Origin of the sequence: Natrinema altunense (genome assembly GCF_000731985.1) — an archaeon.
GTDB classification, from domain to species: Archaea; Halobacteriota; Halobacteria; order Halobacteriales; family Natrialbaceae; genus Natrinema; species Natrinema altunense.
In genome coordinates this window covers 76314-90668 of the sequence record NZ_JNCS01000009.1, presented here as the reverse complement: position 1 = coordinate 90668, position 14355 = coordinate 76314, and the positions used below count along the sequence as shown (strand labels likewise).

13 protein-coding genes are annotated in these 14355 nt (G+C 64.2%); 6 read left to right on the top strand and 7 right to left on the bottom strand.

All coding sequences use genetic code 11. The annotated features are described in order from the left end of the window. Positions 1–266 precede the first annotated feature (266 nt). Positions 267–1682, top strand: a complete 1416-nt coding sequence (locus ALTAJ2_RS14785; RefSeq protein ID WP_007108608.1) for a class II fumarate hydratase — start codon at positions 267–269, stop codon at positions 1680–1682. A 43-nt stretch (positions 1683–1725) separates the two neighbouring features. Here ALTAJ2_RS14785 and ALTAJ2_RS14780 read toward each other — a convergent pair whose 3' ends face one another. Together ALTAJ2_RS14780 and ALTAJ2_RS14775 are read right to left on the bottom strand one after the other, a co-directional pair. Continuing rightward, on the bottom strand, positions 1726–2157 hold the full coding sequence (locus ALTAJ2_RS14780; RefSeq protein WP_007108607.1) for a universal stress protein: 432 nt from the start codon (positions 2155–2157) through the stop codon (positions 1726–1728). Positions 2158–2238: 81 nt separating this feature from the next. Next, positions 2239–3315 carry a CNNM domain-containing protein gene (locus tag ALTAJ2_RS14775; RefSeq protein ID WP_007108606.1) on the bottom strand — a complete coding sequence of 359 codons (1077 nt, stop codon included), beginning with the start codon at positions 3313–3315 and terminating at the stop codon, positions 2239–2241. A gap of 300 nt (positions 3316–3615) precedes the next feature. On the opposite strand from ALTAJ2_RS14775, the gene ALTAJ2_RS14770 reads away from it, so the two are divergent. Beyond that, the gene (locus tag ALTAJ2_RS14770; RefSeq protein ID WP_007108605.1) at positions 3616–3849 is read left to right on the top strand and encodes an HVO_2901 family zinc finger protein; all 234 of its coding nucleotides are present in this window, start codon (positions 3616–3618) and stop codon (positions 3847–3849) included. Positions 3850–3945: 96 nt separating this feature from the next. Here the strand turns inward: ALTAJ2_RS14770 and ALTAJ2_RS14765 are convergent, their stop codons facing one another. Together ALTAJ2_RS14765 and ALTAJ2_RS14760 are read right to left on the bottom strand one after the other, a co-directional pair. Next, the gene (locus ALTAJ2_RS14765; RefSeq protein WP_007108604.1) at positions 3946–4677 is read right to left on the bottom strand and encodes a DICT sensory domain-containing protein; all 732 of its coding nucleotides are present in this window, start codon (positions 4675–4677) and stop codon (positions 3946–3948) included. A gap of 5 nt (positions 4678–4682) precedes the next feature. Then, a complete protein-coding gene (locus tag ALTAJ2_RS14760) occupies positions 4683–5045 on the bottom strand; it encodes a DUF7344 domain-containing protein (RefSeq protein WP_007108603.1) in 363 nt (120 codons plus the stop codon). Between the two features lie 184 nt (positions 5046–5229). Here ALTAJ2_RS14760 and ALTAJ2_RS14755 point away from each other — a divergent pair, with 184 nt between their 5' ends. Continuing rightward, the gene (locus ALTAJ2_RS14755) at positions 5230–5718 is read left to right on the top strand and encodes a PH domain-containing protein (protein ID WP_007108602.1); all 489 of its coding nucleotides are present in this window, start codon (positions 5230–5232) and stop codon (positions 5716–5718) included. Beyond that, positions 5715–7298 carry a PH domain-containing protein gene (locus tag ALTAJ2_RS14750; RefSeq protein WP_007108601.1) on the top strand — a complete coding sequence of 528 codons (1584 nt, stop codon included), beginning with the start codon at positions 5715–5717 and terminating at the stop codon, positions 7296–7298. Before ALTAJ2_RS14755 ends, ALTAJ2_RS14750 begins: the two co-directional genes overlap by 4 nt. A gap of 14 nt (positions 7299–7312) precedes the next feature. Here the strand turns inward: ALTAJ2_RS14750 and ALTAJ2_RS14745 are convergent, their stop codons facing one another. After that, positions 7313–8179 (bottom strand): SDR family NAD(P)-dependent oxidoreductase, encoded by an 867-nt coding sequence (locus ALTAJ2_RS14745; protein WP_007108600.1) that lies wholly within the window; start codon positions 8177–8179, stop codon positions 7313–7315. Between the two features lie 1326 nt (positions 8180–9505). On the opposite strand from ALTAJ2_RS14745, the gene ALTAJ2_RS14740 reads away from it, so the two are divergent. Further along, positions 9506–9901 carry a DUF5805 domain-containing protein gene (locus ALTAJ2_RS14740; protein WP_007108599.1) on the top strand — a complete coding sequence of 132 codons (396 nt, stop codon included), beginning with the start codon at positions 9506–9508 and terminating at the stop codon, positions 9899–9901. Then, positions 9891–10937, top strand: a complete 1047-nt coding sequence (locus ALTAJ2_RS14735) for a tyrosine-type recombinase/integrase (protein WP_007108598.1) — start codon at positions 9891–9893, stop codon at positions 10935–10937. The genes ALTAJ2_RS14740 and ALTAJ2_RS14735 overlap by 11 nt, the downstream gene beginning before the upstream one ends. Before the next feature lie 391 nt (positions 10938–11328). Here the strand turns inward: ALTAJ2_RS14735 and ALTAJ2_RS14730 are convergent, their stop codons facing one another. Both ALTAJ2_RS14730 and ALTAJ2_RS14725 read right to left on the bottom strand, forming a co-directional pair. After that, positions 11329–12255, bottom strand: coding sequence for a hypothetical protein (locus ALTAJ2_RS14730; RefSeq protein WP_007108597.1), 927 nt, complete (start codon positions 12253–12255; stop codon positions 11329–11331). 79 nt (positions 12256–12334) lie between these two features. Beyond that, positions 12335–14353 (bottom strand): midas domain-containing protein, encoded by a 2019-nt coding sequence (locus tag ALTAJ2_RS14725; protein WP_007108596.1) that lies wholly within the window; start codon positions 14351–14353, stop codon positions 12335–12337. Positions 14354–14355 lie beyond the last annotated feature (2 nt).

Genomic DNA, 14355 nt, shown 5'->3' with positions numbered 1-14355 from the left:
TTATTTGGTTCAATGAATATCGTCTCCTTGCCTTTTTAGCGCTAGTTGTGTCAATAGGTGGGTTTCGAGTACTTCATACGATCATCTCCGGAAATCTGTAGAAAATCAAAATCAGTGTGTGAATCATTGTTGCTGAAACAGTAGGATCTGTGGCTGGGACCAGCGACTTTGACTTGAGTCTGCCAGTCGACGCTGCGCGACCGCGCTCGCACGGACGATATCGGGCTTTCGGTGGATTTTACGTGACCGGCCCCGAGGCTCCGCGTATGGCAGACGGAGACGATTACCGACTCGAGGAGGACAGCCTCGGCGAGATGCAGGTCCCGGCCGACGCCTACTGGGGCGCACAGACCCAACGCGCGATTCAGAACTTCCCAATCTCGGGGATCACGTTCAGCCGGCGGTTCGTCCGCGGGCTGGGCGTCGTCAAGAAGGCCGCCGCGCAGGCCAACCGCGACCTCGGACTCGTCGACGACGACGTCGCCGAAGCGATCATCGAGGCCGCCGACGAGGTCATCGCCGGCGAGCACGACGACCAGTTCCCCGTCGACGTCTTCCAGACCGGGTCGGGCACGTCCTCGAACATGAACGCCAACGAGGTCATCGCCAACCGCGCCGCCGAACTCATGGGCGCGGAGATCGGCGACCGCGTCGTCCATCCCAACGACCACGTCAACTACGGCCAGTCGAGCAACGACGTCATCCCGACCGCGATGCACGTCGCCTCGCTCGAGGCGGTGGAGAAAGACGTCATTCCGGCGCTCGACACGCTCCGCGAAGCGCTCGAGGCAAAAGAGGAGGAGTTCGACGACGTGATCAAGACCGGCCGCACGCACCTACAGGACGCGACGCCGGTCACGCTGGGCCAGGAGTTTGGCGGCTACCGCACGCAGGTCGAGAAGGGCCTGGCCCGCGTCGACCAGGTGCGTGACCATCTCGGCGAACTCGCGCTCGGCGGGACCGCGACCGGAACGGGGCTGAACACCCACGAGGAGTTCCCCGGCCGCGCCGCCGAGTACATCACGAAGGAGACCGGCGTCCAGTTCCGCGAGGCAGACAACCACTTCGAGGCCCAGGCCGCCCACGACGCGATGAGCGAGGCCCATGGCGCGCTCCGTACGGTGGCGGGCTCGCTGAACAAGATCGCAAACGACCTCCGGCTGCTCGCGTCCGGGCCGCGCAACGGCCTCGGCGAGGTCGAACAGCCCGAGAACCAGCCCGGCTCCTCGATCATGCCCGGCAAGATCAACCCGGTCGTCGCCGAGGCGGTCAACCAGGTCCACAAGCAGGTCGTCGGCAACGACGCCGCCGTCTCCGCCGGCGCGGCCGAGGGCCAGATCGACCTCAACCTCTACAAGCCCGTGCTCGCGCACAACTTCCTCGAGTCGGCCGAACTGATCTCGAACGCGAGTCAGGTCTTCGCCGAGCGGTTCGTCCGCGAGCTCGAGGCCAACGCGGAGTACTGCGAGGAGCGCGTCGAGCAGTCGATGGCGATGGCCACCTCGCTGAACGTCCACATCGGCTACGACAAGGCCAGCGAGGTCGCAAAGACCGCGCTCAAGGAGGACAAGACCGTCCGCGAGGTCGTCCTCGAGAAGGGCTATCTCGACGAGGAGGAGGCAGACGAAGTCCTCGATCCCCGCAAGATGGCCGAGCGCGGTATTCTCGGGCGGGACGACTGAGACGGCGCTGAATCCCGTTTCCGATCGACGCTCCGGATCCCTCTCAGGGCCGTGCGACGAGGACCGACGCCTCGACGCTCCGGACGACGCGATCGGTCGTGCTACCGAGCAGCCGTTCTTTCACGCCTGAGTGGCCGCTGGCCCCCATGGCGACGAGATCGACGTCGTGCTCGTCGCAGTACGCTTCGATCACCTCGTGGGGATCCCCCTCGCGGGTGAACCGTTCGTAGGTCACCCCGGCCGATTCGGCCCGGCTCGCGGCCTCGTCGAGGGCCGACTCGGCCGCTTCCTCGAGCGTCTCGGTGAGTTGCGGGGCGATGCTTCCCGTCGCGCCGGCGGACATCTTCGTCCCTATGTCAACGACGTGGAGGAAGTGAATCGTCGCTCCCGCCCCTTCGGCGATCGAAACGGCCTGCTCGACCGCCGCCTCGCTCGTCGCGCTCCCGTCGGTCGGAACCAGTACGTCGTCGTACACGACAGTCGTTTTCACGCCGGCGGACAAAAAGCGAACACGCGCACTCGCGGGGACCGATTGTCTCGGCCGTGCCCGCGGCGATCAGCGATCGACCGGCTCGAGCTGTGCGCCGTCGAGCGGATCTTCGATGTCGCCCATCACCGCCTCGAGCAGGTCGGTCACGGTGACGAGGCCGGCGACCTTGCCGTCCTCGATCACCAGGGCGAGTTCCTGATTTTCGGCCTGGAACTGGTCGACCGCGTCGCTGACGTCCGCGTCGGGCGAGAGCGTCATTGGCGGCGCCGCCAGCTCTTCGAAGTCGACGGTGCCATCGGCCAGTTCCTGGCGGTGTCTGACGAGGATCGGCGTGTAGAGGATGCCGCGGAAGTCCGTCAGTTCGCCGCCGACCAGCGGATAGCGGGTCTGGGGGCGCTCCTCCATCTTCCGGAAGTTCTCTTCGGGGTCGGCGTCGGTCGAGAGCGCGACGATCTCCTCGGGGGGCACCATCAGTTCGCTGATGGACTGTTCACCGATCTGGAACGCGTTCATGACCTCTTCGCGCCGTTCCTCGGAGAGATTCCCTTCCTGAAGGATCGAACCCAGCCGGTTCCGCAGGTCGGCGCGGGACTCGATGACGTCCTCCTCGGTCTCGAGCCACGCGCCTGTCATTTCGATCCCGAAGAGCTTGAGGGTCAGTTTCGCGATGCCGTCGCCGAGCGCGATAACCGGCGAGATGAGCCGGTAGAACCAGTACAGGGGCGTCGCGCCGTACCGACAGACCAGCCGCGAGCGCTCGACGCCGAGATACGTCGGCGTCTGCTCGCCGTGGGTCAGGTGGACGAGGTTGATGATGAGGAAGGCGAGGATCGCCCCGCTGCCGATCGTCGCCAGCACCGTGTTCTCGAACAGTGGCTCGAAGATCGCGGCCAGCGCGGGCTCGGCGACGATCCCGACCGCGATGCTCGAGGCAGTGATCCCCACCTGGCACGTGGTGAGATAGAGTTCGAGATCGTCGGTCATCGCCCACGCCCGTTCGAGTTTCGGGTTGTCACCGACGAACTCCGCCTCCGAGAACTGCCGAGCGCGCGTCAGCGCGAACTCGATCGCGACGAAGAAGGCGTTCGCCAGAATGAGCACTACGCCCGCGAACAGCCGTCCACCGATGACAAGCGAGTTCATCATTCGGCCATTGAACCGGTGAACATAAATCAGTCGGGGAAATCGTTCCCGTCCGAATCGACCGGCTGACGCCCGTCCTACTAGTTACCTGACACCCCATCGGGCGGTGTTGTTCCGAGCCCGCCGTTCGGCTGATCCCCCAGCACACGGAATACTCGAGGGCGAGTAAACGCTCCGTTCGGGCTGTCTTTTTTCCCGAACTGTCGACGCCAAATCCGGACAGAGCCGCCTAATCAGCCCGAAATAGAGCGGAATAAAAGAACCCAAGCAGTTTTGGCGAATGCTCGCGTCAGACGAACTATGCACACCTGTCGTAACTGCAACCAGTCGTTCCAGACCGAACTCGCCCTCGAATTACACCGGGATACGTGTACAAACGGACAACTCCTCTGTGAGGTATGCGGGGAGCGATTTCAGGAAGGCGCGGCGACCCAGGACGGCTGGCACTACGAGTGTCCGAACGAGGACTGTGATGGGGACGGACTCGAGAAAGACCTCTATCGCGTCGGCGCCGTTCGCACCGCGACCCAGTAACGCCGGAGCGTTCCGTTTCGTCCCTCGGCCGGCCGACGATAGCGGATCGACTATCGGGGCCGGCATGCCGAGACCGAAGGCGGCTCGACAGGCGAGTCACCGGCCGTCGGATGCCGCCTCGAGATAGGCGACCAGATCGCCGACGAGCATCGGGTCGTACGTCCAGAAGCCGTAGTACCGACCCGGATCGCGTTCTTCGGCGACCAACGCACAGCGATGGTGGTCGGTTCCGCCGCCGTCGAACACCACGAACCAGAACGCGTCGAATTCGTCGTTGGCGTCCGTGACGACCGTTACGTCGTCGGTGAGCATCCCGTCGTACTCCCCGTCTATGAATACGACCACGGTGAGCGAGTCGCGGTCGCCGAACCGCCGGTACACGTCAGTTTGTGCACGGAGCGCTGCCGGCCGCTGGAAGCCGGCGTACAGTCGCCCCGTTCCGACGCGCCACGCCCGTTCTTCGATCTCCCGGGACGTGGCCACCATCTGCCGGCGATCGTACGACGAAAACAGCGTGTTCTCGAGGAAACTGAACAGGGCCGCGCTGTCGAGGTCCCGTTCGGCGAGTTCCCACGGCGGGTGGAGGTCGGGCGAGAGGACCGCCTCGAACTGATCGATACCCAGCGCACCCCGGAACTCCCCGTCGCCATCCCGAACGATCACGAACCCCATCTCGTCGATCGCCCCCAGTGACCGGTGGGTCACGTCGACGTTCCGCGTATCGAACTGCTGTCGGAACTCCGCGATGACCGACTCCTCGTCGGTGTGGATCTCGAGCGTCTTCCGTCGTCGGTCGACGTTCTCGAAAGCGTCTCGAAGCGAGTGCATGCCGATCAGTCGTCGATCCGCAACGCGGCAGTGACCGCGTCCGGAATCGATGTCTCGGTCACGGTGTTCGTCTCGCTGTCGAACGTGATGAACTCCAGGTCGGCGAGTCGCGGGAGGATCGCGTGGTAGAGTCGGATCCGAATCCGGTCGCGGTCCGATGGCGTCGCGATCGTCTCGTCGTTACTCGCCGCCGCGGCCGCGAGTACGTCGGCGAGTTCGTCGACCGTCACCGTCGAGTGATCGGAGAGATAGACGATCGCGTTTCGAGCGTGAAACGTCCCGAGAAGACGGATCACGTCGTCAATCGGGACGTCATCGGCCGCCGTCCGGAGGGCGAACAGATCGGGGGTGACGTGATCGTTTCCCATTATCCAGTCCTATGGTAACTGTGCACAAATACCTGTGGTTCGCCGCCGAGACGGACGTTCACTCGACAACGGAGATCGTCGCGAGTGCCCGATCGAACCGTCCTCACGGGTCAACTCCGTTTCACCCCGTGAGAACGACCGTCGCTTTCCCATCCTTTAATCCGATCGTGCCCTGACGATACGTATGGAACGGCTCACTCCACGAGTGCGCGTCGTTTGGCTCCTCCTCGCGCTCGTTCGAGCCGCGATTTTCGGTGGCGCCATCGTCGGCGCGGCGTTCGGTCTCACCCGTACGGCAGTCTGGGAGTCCGCGCCGGACGTCCTCGTGCCGGCCGCCGTCGCTCTCGCCGTCGCTCTCGCGCTCCTTCGCATCCTCGTGGCCTGGCGTCGCTACGGCGTCTGGCGGTTCGAGCTTCGGGACGACGATCTCTACATCGAACGCGGCGTCTTCACGCGCGTCAAGACGGTCGTCCCCTACGTCCGAGTCCAGCACGTCGACTCTCGGCGGTCACCGCTCGAGCGCACGACCGGGCTCGCGACGGTCGTGGTCTATACGGCCGGCTCCCGAAGTTCCGATGTGGCGATCCCGGGACTCACGCCGACTCGAGCCGAGGACCTGCAGGAATCGCTTCGCCAACTCGCGATCGAGACGGCGGGTGAGGACGCCGTATGACGACGCTCCATCCGGCGTCGGTCGCCGTCCGCTCGCTCTCGCGGAGCCTCAACACCGGCTTCCTGTTTTTCGTCGTCGGGATCGTCGCCTCGCCCGGCGGGAACGGGACGAACCTGCTGTCCGTGGTCGGACTCGTCGCGATCGGGATCGTCCTCGGGATCGTCTACGAGTTCGCCTACTATCGGCGGTTCCGATACGAACTCACCGACGACACGTTCGACGTTACCTCCGGCGTCCTCGCACGCAGGGATCGGGAACTTCCTCTGGGGCGAGTCCAGAACGTCGACATCAGGCAGAACGTCCTCGTCCGCGTCCTCGGCATCGCCGCCGTCCACATCGAGACCGCGGGCGGCGGCCAGACCGAAGTCAGCCTGCAATACGTCGACGAGGACGAAGCCCGCCGTCTCAGACGCCAACTCCGCGACGGTGTGAGTACCGACGCGTCCGACACGGACGAGACGGGGACCGCCGTCAGGGACACCGACGCGGCGTCGGCCGGCGACGAGACGGTCCTGTTCGAAATTCGACCCCACGAACTCGCGATTCTGAGTGTCTTCACGATCGATCCGGGGGCGAGCCTGCTGGGCGGCATCGCGCTCTCGTTCGCCAGCGGGTTCGACCCTGTGGCGCTGGTTCCGGCGAACCGTCTCGGCGGGCTCCCCGGCCCGGAAACGGGCTTGATCGCGATCGCGTGGGGCCTCCTGCTCTTCGTGCTCGCGGCTTGGCTCATCAGTGCCGCTCTCACGTTCACCCGTTACTACGGCTTCCGTCTCACCCGCGTCGGCGACGAACTCTACTACGAACGCGGCCTCCTCCAGCGCTACAGCGGGACGATCCCCCTCGAGAAGATCCAGACGCTGACGATCACGGAATCGATCCCCTTCCGCTGGTTCGGTTACGCCGCGTTGAGCGTCGAGACGGCCGGTTACGCTCCCGGCCAGTCCGATTCCCGCGGTTCGGAGTCCGCGATTCCGCTGGCCGACGCCGACCGGGTCGCCGAACTCGCGCGTGCGATCGAGCCGTTTGGTCCGATTGACCTCGAGTCGCCGCCGCGACGCGCCCGCGAGCGGTACGCGGTCCGATACCTGCTCGTCGTCGCCGCCGTCGTCGGCGTCGCGTTTCTGTTGGCGCGATACACGGGATTCATCCGCCAGTGGTACGTTCTCGCCGCCCTCGCGGTCCTCGTCCCGATCGCGGCGCATCTGAAATGGCGGAATCGGGGCGTCCGCCTCGACGACCGATACGTCCTCGCCCGGACGGGGTTCTGGCGGCGGACGACGAAGGTCGTCCCCTACTACCGGGTGCAGGCCGTCCTCCACCAGGCGACGATCTTCCAGCGCCGACGGCGACTCGCCAGCGTCACCGCCGATACCGCCAGTTCCGCCTCGTTACTCGGTCGAGCCGCGACCGCTCACGACGTGGATACGGACCGGGGCCTCGAGATGCAGGCCGCCATCGAGGACCGGTTGCAGGAGCGCCTCCGGGCGCGTCAGCACCAGCGGACGGGACGGCGATGGTTCCGGGACGGGATCGATCCGACGGACGAGGAGTCGGCGACCGAGAGTGACGGCGAGGAGTGACTGACCGATGTGAATCAGTACGTCAGGCTCATCCCGCCTTCGTGAGTCATATCACCGCCGTTGAGGTGTTTGCTGTGGTGTGAACAGCCCATCACGAACAGGTTCGCGACCTCGTAGGGTTCCATCATCTCCGTGCCGCGGGTGTGCTCTAACATGACGTTCTCGACGACCTCGTCGACGGTCATGTCGCGGCGGTCGGCCGTCTCGGGGAGTTGTTTCGCGACGAGCGCCGTCTTGACGTAGGCAGTGCTGACGGTGAACGCCCGGACGTTTCCCTCGCCTTCGGCGGCGATCGATTGTGTGAGCCCGCGCAGTCCGAACTTCGTCGTGTTGTACGCGACCTTGTCTTGGGTGACGATGTGGCCGTGGACCGAACACATGTTCCCGACGACTCCCGCGCCGTCCTCGTTGTCGCGGAAATGCGGGAGACAGTGTTTGGTGAGCACCAACGGAGCCCGCTGCATGACATCGTGCATCAGGTCGTACTTCTCGAGCGGGAACGACTCGATGGGCGCGACCGTCTGCAGTCCGGCGATGTTGGCTAGATAGCGGATACTGCCGCGGTCGGCCGCTTCGTCGACGATCCGCTCGAGATCCGAATCGGTAGTTAGGTCGCCGACGACCGTAACGAGTTCGCCCGGCAGGGACAACTCCTCGGACTGCGTTTGCGTCTCGGCGAGACCCTCTTCGTCGCGATCCGTCGCGACGACGGTCAATCCGTTCGCGGCGAAGGCCAGCGCGGTTGCCCGGCCGATCCCCGAGCCGGCCCCCGTCACGATTGCGATGTTCTCGGCGGTGTAGTGTGGGTCCTCGAGAACCAGTAGATCGTCGCGAGCGAGTTTGGACGGTCCGTACTTCGCCAGGGCCTCGTCGACGGTCATGTCTGCCATATCGAGTCGGACGGCGACCAGCGTGGAATAACTACCGCCCGGAAGGAGTCCACGTGCCACCGGTGAATCGTCGATTTAGGTCTCGAGGGCGGGAAAGCGGGTTAGCTATTCGACCTCCAGTCTCGTTGACGCGTTTCCGACGAGCGTCGATACGTACCGTGGGGCCCTGTACTGTGTATAGCGATATATTATTTATATGGGTTCGGACGGACACTCCGCCTGAAATCCGAATGACTGAGAACACCGTCGAACGTGGCCCGAAACTCCTTCGCACGCAGTGCCGAGATGGATCGCTCGAACAGTTCCGATAGCGAAGCCATCACTCTCTCCGCTGAAACCCTCTCAGTGGCGTTCTGAGGGGGCCCAACCCAGGGGAGGACCAAACTCAAACCGATCCGGTGAACGTCGCTGTCAGCGGAGTGTACGAGAACCCACACACGACCTGCGACTGCCGGGCGGATACGTCCGCTGTGGCGGCCCTCATCGAAACCGTCGCGGTCGGGGCCAGTCGTCTTCCAACGATCCCTTCGGACGACTCGCCCACTCCCGTCGACGGCTGAGAGGAGACGCGAGCCCACCGCTGGCCGCTCGAAACCGAACTGAATGAACGCCGGCGAGTCGCGATACCACAGCGGTCCGCTTCGCCAAGAGAGTGGCCGGATGGTCGTTGCAGTCGACCGGAGCCGCCGTTTGCGATCGTCGGTTGCGACGTGTATCGTGGTCGCCACAGAATCAGGACGCTCGAGGCAGAAAGTGACGACTCGGTGAGACAGCGGGTACTGCACCCCGCCGGATAACAGTCGAACCGACTCCGGGGGTGGGTCGGGGCTGGTAGCATGCCGGCCAGTGCCGACTGAACGTCACTCCATCCGATGAGCTACAGGTCGATTCGAGCACTAGGGATCTACCCCCACCGGTCGAGAAATCGACGATTCGATAGACGGTAGCCAACCCGACCGGGACGATGGCCGCGACAGTTGCGTGGCACTCGTGGTTCCGCAAACGCGTTCGACCTCCAGCACTCGAGGACGAGAGCGACCTGAGAGGATAGGGGAGGCGGATCACCCTCCGCGGGCAGGAGAGGCGGGGACCGCGAGTGACGATCGGATATCGTTCACCGGCCGTTCGATCTCACTTGTATCTTGAACTTTGGTACTAGCGCTAATCCACTTTTATCCCTACTCACATGCCTATAGACTATACTAATCTCTAACTGTAGTACTAACAGCTGCGCAATATAGGTGCTATTGATGAAGATAAACTCACTTAGCTCGGATAATAGGCAGATTGAATATCGTCGCCTCTGATGGATGGCGTATGGGCGATTCGACGGACACTGAGAAGACTGCCGTCAAAACATACGTTCCGACCTATCAAAAAGAGGAGTGGCAATCCCATGCTGACCGCCTCGACATGAGCCAGAGCGAGTTCGTTCGGACGATGGTTCAGGCTGGCCGTCGGGGGTTCGAATCCGGCTCAGCGGAACCCGATTCTCCGGATCCAGACCCTGGGGGTAACGCCCTCGAGACACGGGTCCTCGAATTGCTGTCCGCTGACACGTATACCTGGGACGAACTCCTCGAGGCGGTCGCCGACGACATCGAGTCGCGATTGGACGAGACGCTCGAGGAACTGCAGTCGGCAAACCGGATTCGATACAGCGGACGCCACGGCGGGTACACGACCGTCGACGGTGGTGGCGATGGCGACTGAACCCGGGGCCGATGCCCCGACGGACGTGGCGGACCCAATCGAGTACTTCCTCGACGATCAGCGATACCACGGCAAAAGCGAGCGGACCCTCGAGGCCTACGAGCGTGTGCTCCGGCGGTTCGAAGCGTTCGTCCGGGAACGCTTCGATGTCGAGGCGATCGGTACGGCCCAGCGTCGCGAGTGTATGGCCTGGATTCACTCGCTGCGCGGCGAGTTCGAATCCAGCACGATCGCGACCTACGCTTCGTATCTCAACCGGTTTTACGATTACATGACCCGCGTCGGCGTCTTCGACGACAACCCGATGGGGCTGGTCATGGAAGAGATGTCCGAATCGATCGATACGAACCCGACGAGACGCGACCTCTCGGTCGGCGAAATGCGATCGTTCGTCGGCTCGATCACCCATCCCCTCGAGCGGGCCGTCGTCGTCACCCTCCTGAAGACCGGGATGCGTGTCGGCGAACTGTGTAACCTCGATCTACGGGACCTCCACCTCGAGACGCCCGCACTCGATCTCGAGTGGACGCCCCGCGTCGGACTCGAGCGGCGGCCGTCGTCACTGTTCGTCTCGGCGGAACCCGACCGCGGAACGACCGTCAACGGGGAGGAACGGACGGCCTCGAACAAGCGAAAGCGGGAGACGGTCGTTCCGGTCGACGACGAACTCCGACGCGTACTGCTCGAGTGGCTGGCGATTCGTCCGGATGCGGTCTCGGGGGCGCGGCCGCTCTTTCTCGATACGCGCGATTCGTGGGGTCAGCGGCTCACGCCGTCGGACGTGCGCTATTTCGTCGAGAAACACGCTCGAGAGCACGGCTGGTACCGGACTGGCGGCGGAACCCAGGAGAACGTGACGCCCCACTACTTCCGGCACTTCTTTACCACCCATCTCCGGGATCGAACCGGCGATCGGGGGATCGTCCAGTACCTCCGCGGCGACGTCGCCGGCGACGTGATCGACACCTACACCCACAACTGGGGTGACCGGGTCCGTGAAACCTACCTCGAGTGTATCTACGGGGTGACTCGGTAGCGAGAACGAACCGTGGGCCGCCGACCACGTCTGCGGTGGGTCGGTGTCGCTGTTTCGGTCAGTGCTGCGGAATTCGTTCGGATCGGGCGCATATTTACTACGCCCCGACTCAATCATTCTGTCCCGAATGCAACCCGTAAACCACATACTGCGATATCAATATACTTCCGGCGGATGCGAAAACGAGGACGGGACAGTCGACGCGTCTCGTGCCCACTTCTCGCACCACTACTGAACGGTGTTCTCGTCGGATCGACGCGTCACGCGGAGAATCGTGGCCGATCTCGAGTCACCGATCTCGTCGGGTCTCGAGACGAACGACCGGCTTTCGGTACGAATTGGAGCGGACGGCTCACGCGTTCGGCGAGCGCTCGACAAGCGGACGGGACTGCTACCGGCTGACCGCGAGTTCCGTCTCGAGGTCGCCGCCGTTCAATAGCGACCGGACGAACGCGACCGTCTCGGTCGTCTCCGCTGCGTTTTCGAGCAACACCGTCTCACTGGGGAACAACTGTTCGCCCAGCAAGAGTCCGTATTCGCGGGCGGTCGAGCCGGTCACCGTCAAGTAAACGCCCAGCCCCACGTCGGCGATGGCCGCTTCTTCTTCGCGGCCCTCCTCGGGGTAGCGGAAGTCGATGCCGGCGAGCGCCCGGGTGCCGAGCACCGCCTGCACGAGCCGTTCGTATCTCGGTTCGATACAGAGCGATCCCTCGTAGTGCTCGAGGAAGTCGCGATCGAGCGACTCCGAGGCCGGAGCGACCTCGGGCGTGGCCAACAGCGTGTGATAGACGGTATCGCCGAGGCCGGTGACGACCTGTACGTCGGTGTCGGAGGGATCGATCCGAGCGTTGATGTCGGCGATCCGGCCGAGCGGTTCCGGTCTGAGTTCGACGACTTCCTCGAGGACGAGATCGGCGCTGTCGAATCCGAGCGCGAACTCGTGGGTCCGTAGGGAGCGAAACGGCTCTTCGCGACCTACGAGTTGGATCGCCGCGCCGTCGGGAGCCCCTTCGACGCCCGTCAGCGGAACCGTTACACTGTCGAAGACGATTCGGCGCGGTTTGCCGGCCCGGTCGTCCCGCACCAACGTGTACTCGGGTTCGGTCGGATCGTCGACGGCGCTGTAGTCGGCGAGACGATGGTAGACGTCCTCCTCGTCGGGGTCTATGCTGCCCTTCGTGAGCGCCTTTTCGTGGCGAAGCGTCGACGTAATGTCGTCCGCGAGTCCGGGGACCCCGAGACGGTCAGCGAATCGGTCGAGCACCGACTCGAGGGGTCGTCCTTTGCGCGGAACAGCGATCGGTATCGTCTCGCCCATCGACCGATGGTCTACTGCCGACGGATAAACGAGTTGTGTTTCCGGAATAGCCGTCTCTCGGTCCGGAACCGTGACCGATTCAGTCCGAGAACATCGAGCCGAGCTGGTCGCGCCACTCCTGGATGTCCGTCACGTCCGCCTTCACGTCTTCGAGTTCGTCCTCGACCGACTCGACGTCGTCTTCCACGTCTTCGAGCCCGTCCTCGATGTCCGTGACGTCGGCCTCCACGGACTCGACGGTCCCCTCGACCGATTCGACATCCGATTCGACGGTTTCCAGGCCGTCTTCGACGGTTTCGACGGTTTCTTCGACCGTTTCGAGCCCGCTGGCTACTGTCTCGACCTCGTCGTCGACCCCATCGAGATCGGCAGCGAGGTCGTCGACGGTCGCTTCGAGGTCGTCCATGTCCTCGTCGACCGCGTTCAGATCGGCCTCGAGATCGGCGTTCCACTCGCTCAGATCGCCGACGTCGCCGTCGAGGTCGTCGACCCGTGATTCCGTTCCGCCGAGTCGCTCGTCTACCGACGCGAGGTCGGCTTCCAGCGCCTCGAGATCGGTCTGGAGGTCCTCGATGAGGGCTGCGCCCGTGCCGTTCTCCTCGAGGAACGTTTCGAGCGCGTCGGTGTAGGCGGCGACTTCCTCGACGCGGGACTGGAGGTGCTCGACTTTTGCGATGTCGGGTCCGGACGGCTCCAGATCGAGTGCCGCCCGAACGGTCTCGAGATCGTCGTCGTCGACCGTCCCGTCGCGGATCTCGGCCGCGAGGCGGGTCGCGATCGAGCCGTCGATGGCGTCGGCCTTGGTCGCCGCATCGTCGGCCGCGTCCGCGCGTGCCGGCTCGGACGTGTCGCTCGAGTCGTTATCGTCCGTCGCGGGAGCATCGTCTGCGATAGCCCGATCGTCGTCGTCGATCGATCCCTCGTCGGCAGCCGGCTCGTCGTCGCTCCCGTCCGTATCGATCGCCGACTCGGGTTCCGCGTCAGCTGCGTCGGTAGTCGATGCGGTTTCTGCGTCATCCACGTCGGTAGCCGATTCGGCTTCCGTCTCATCCGCGTCCGACTCGGGTTCCGAATCGTCAGCCTCGACTTCGGTCTCGAGATCGACGTCGAGTGTCGACTCGGCGTCGCCGTCCTCGCTTGTGTCCTCCGACTCGTCGGGTTCCTCGATGGATTCGACGGGGTCCGGGTCGGGCTCCGACGCGATTTCGTCTTCGTCGGCGGCGGCAGCCGCCTCCTCGAGTCCGAGGTCGATTTCGGGCTCGGCGTCCTCGGCCGCCGCAGCGTCGTCGCCGAGTCCGTCGTCGTCCGTCTCCGCCTCGTCCGCGTCGGTACCGAGATCGAGTTCGACCGCGGGCTCGTCGTCCGTCTCGTCCGCAGCGACATCGATCCCCGCGTCGTCGTCGTCGGACTCGGGAATCTCGTCTTCCTCGAATCCGAGGTCGATGTCGGGTGTGTCCGTTTCTTCGTCGTCACCCGCGTCGACGTCGGTCGACCCAGGGTCGGTATCGACGTCACCGAAGTCGAGATCGAGCCCGTCGGATCCTTCGTCGTCCTCGCCGGCGTCGGTCTCCGTCTCTGCGGTCGTGGCGTCGGCATCGTCGTCCTCGAGCCCCGGCACGGTGTCGGAGTCGCCGGCGATCATGTCCTTGACGGCCTGGTTGCGGTCCTCGGAGACGATATTGTCGATGACCTCGTCATCGACTTCGTCGGCCTCTACCGTGTCGTCGCCGCCGGTCTCGCGTTCGACGATCGTCGGTTCGGTGAGAAACGCCGCGGCCCGACTTTCGTCGTCGATCTGGATGCCGTAGACCGTCTCGAGTCGCGCGCCCGGCTCGATCGTGGCGGTGAACTCGACGTGGTGGTCCTGATAGGCCGTCCAGTCGTCGCTGTGAAAATCGGGGTGGAACCCGACCTTGTCCATCGGGAACGACTCGGGAATGTCCTCCGAAAGCTGAAACGTCACGGGATCATCGCGATTCGACTCGATTTCGAACCGAATCGCGGGGACGGGGAACTCGTCCGCCGTGAACGTCTTTCGGACGGCTATCCCGTCAGTACTGACCTCGATCACGTCATCCGTGTCGGCGGTGCTACTCATAT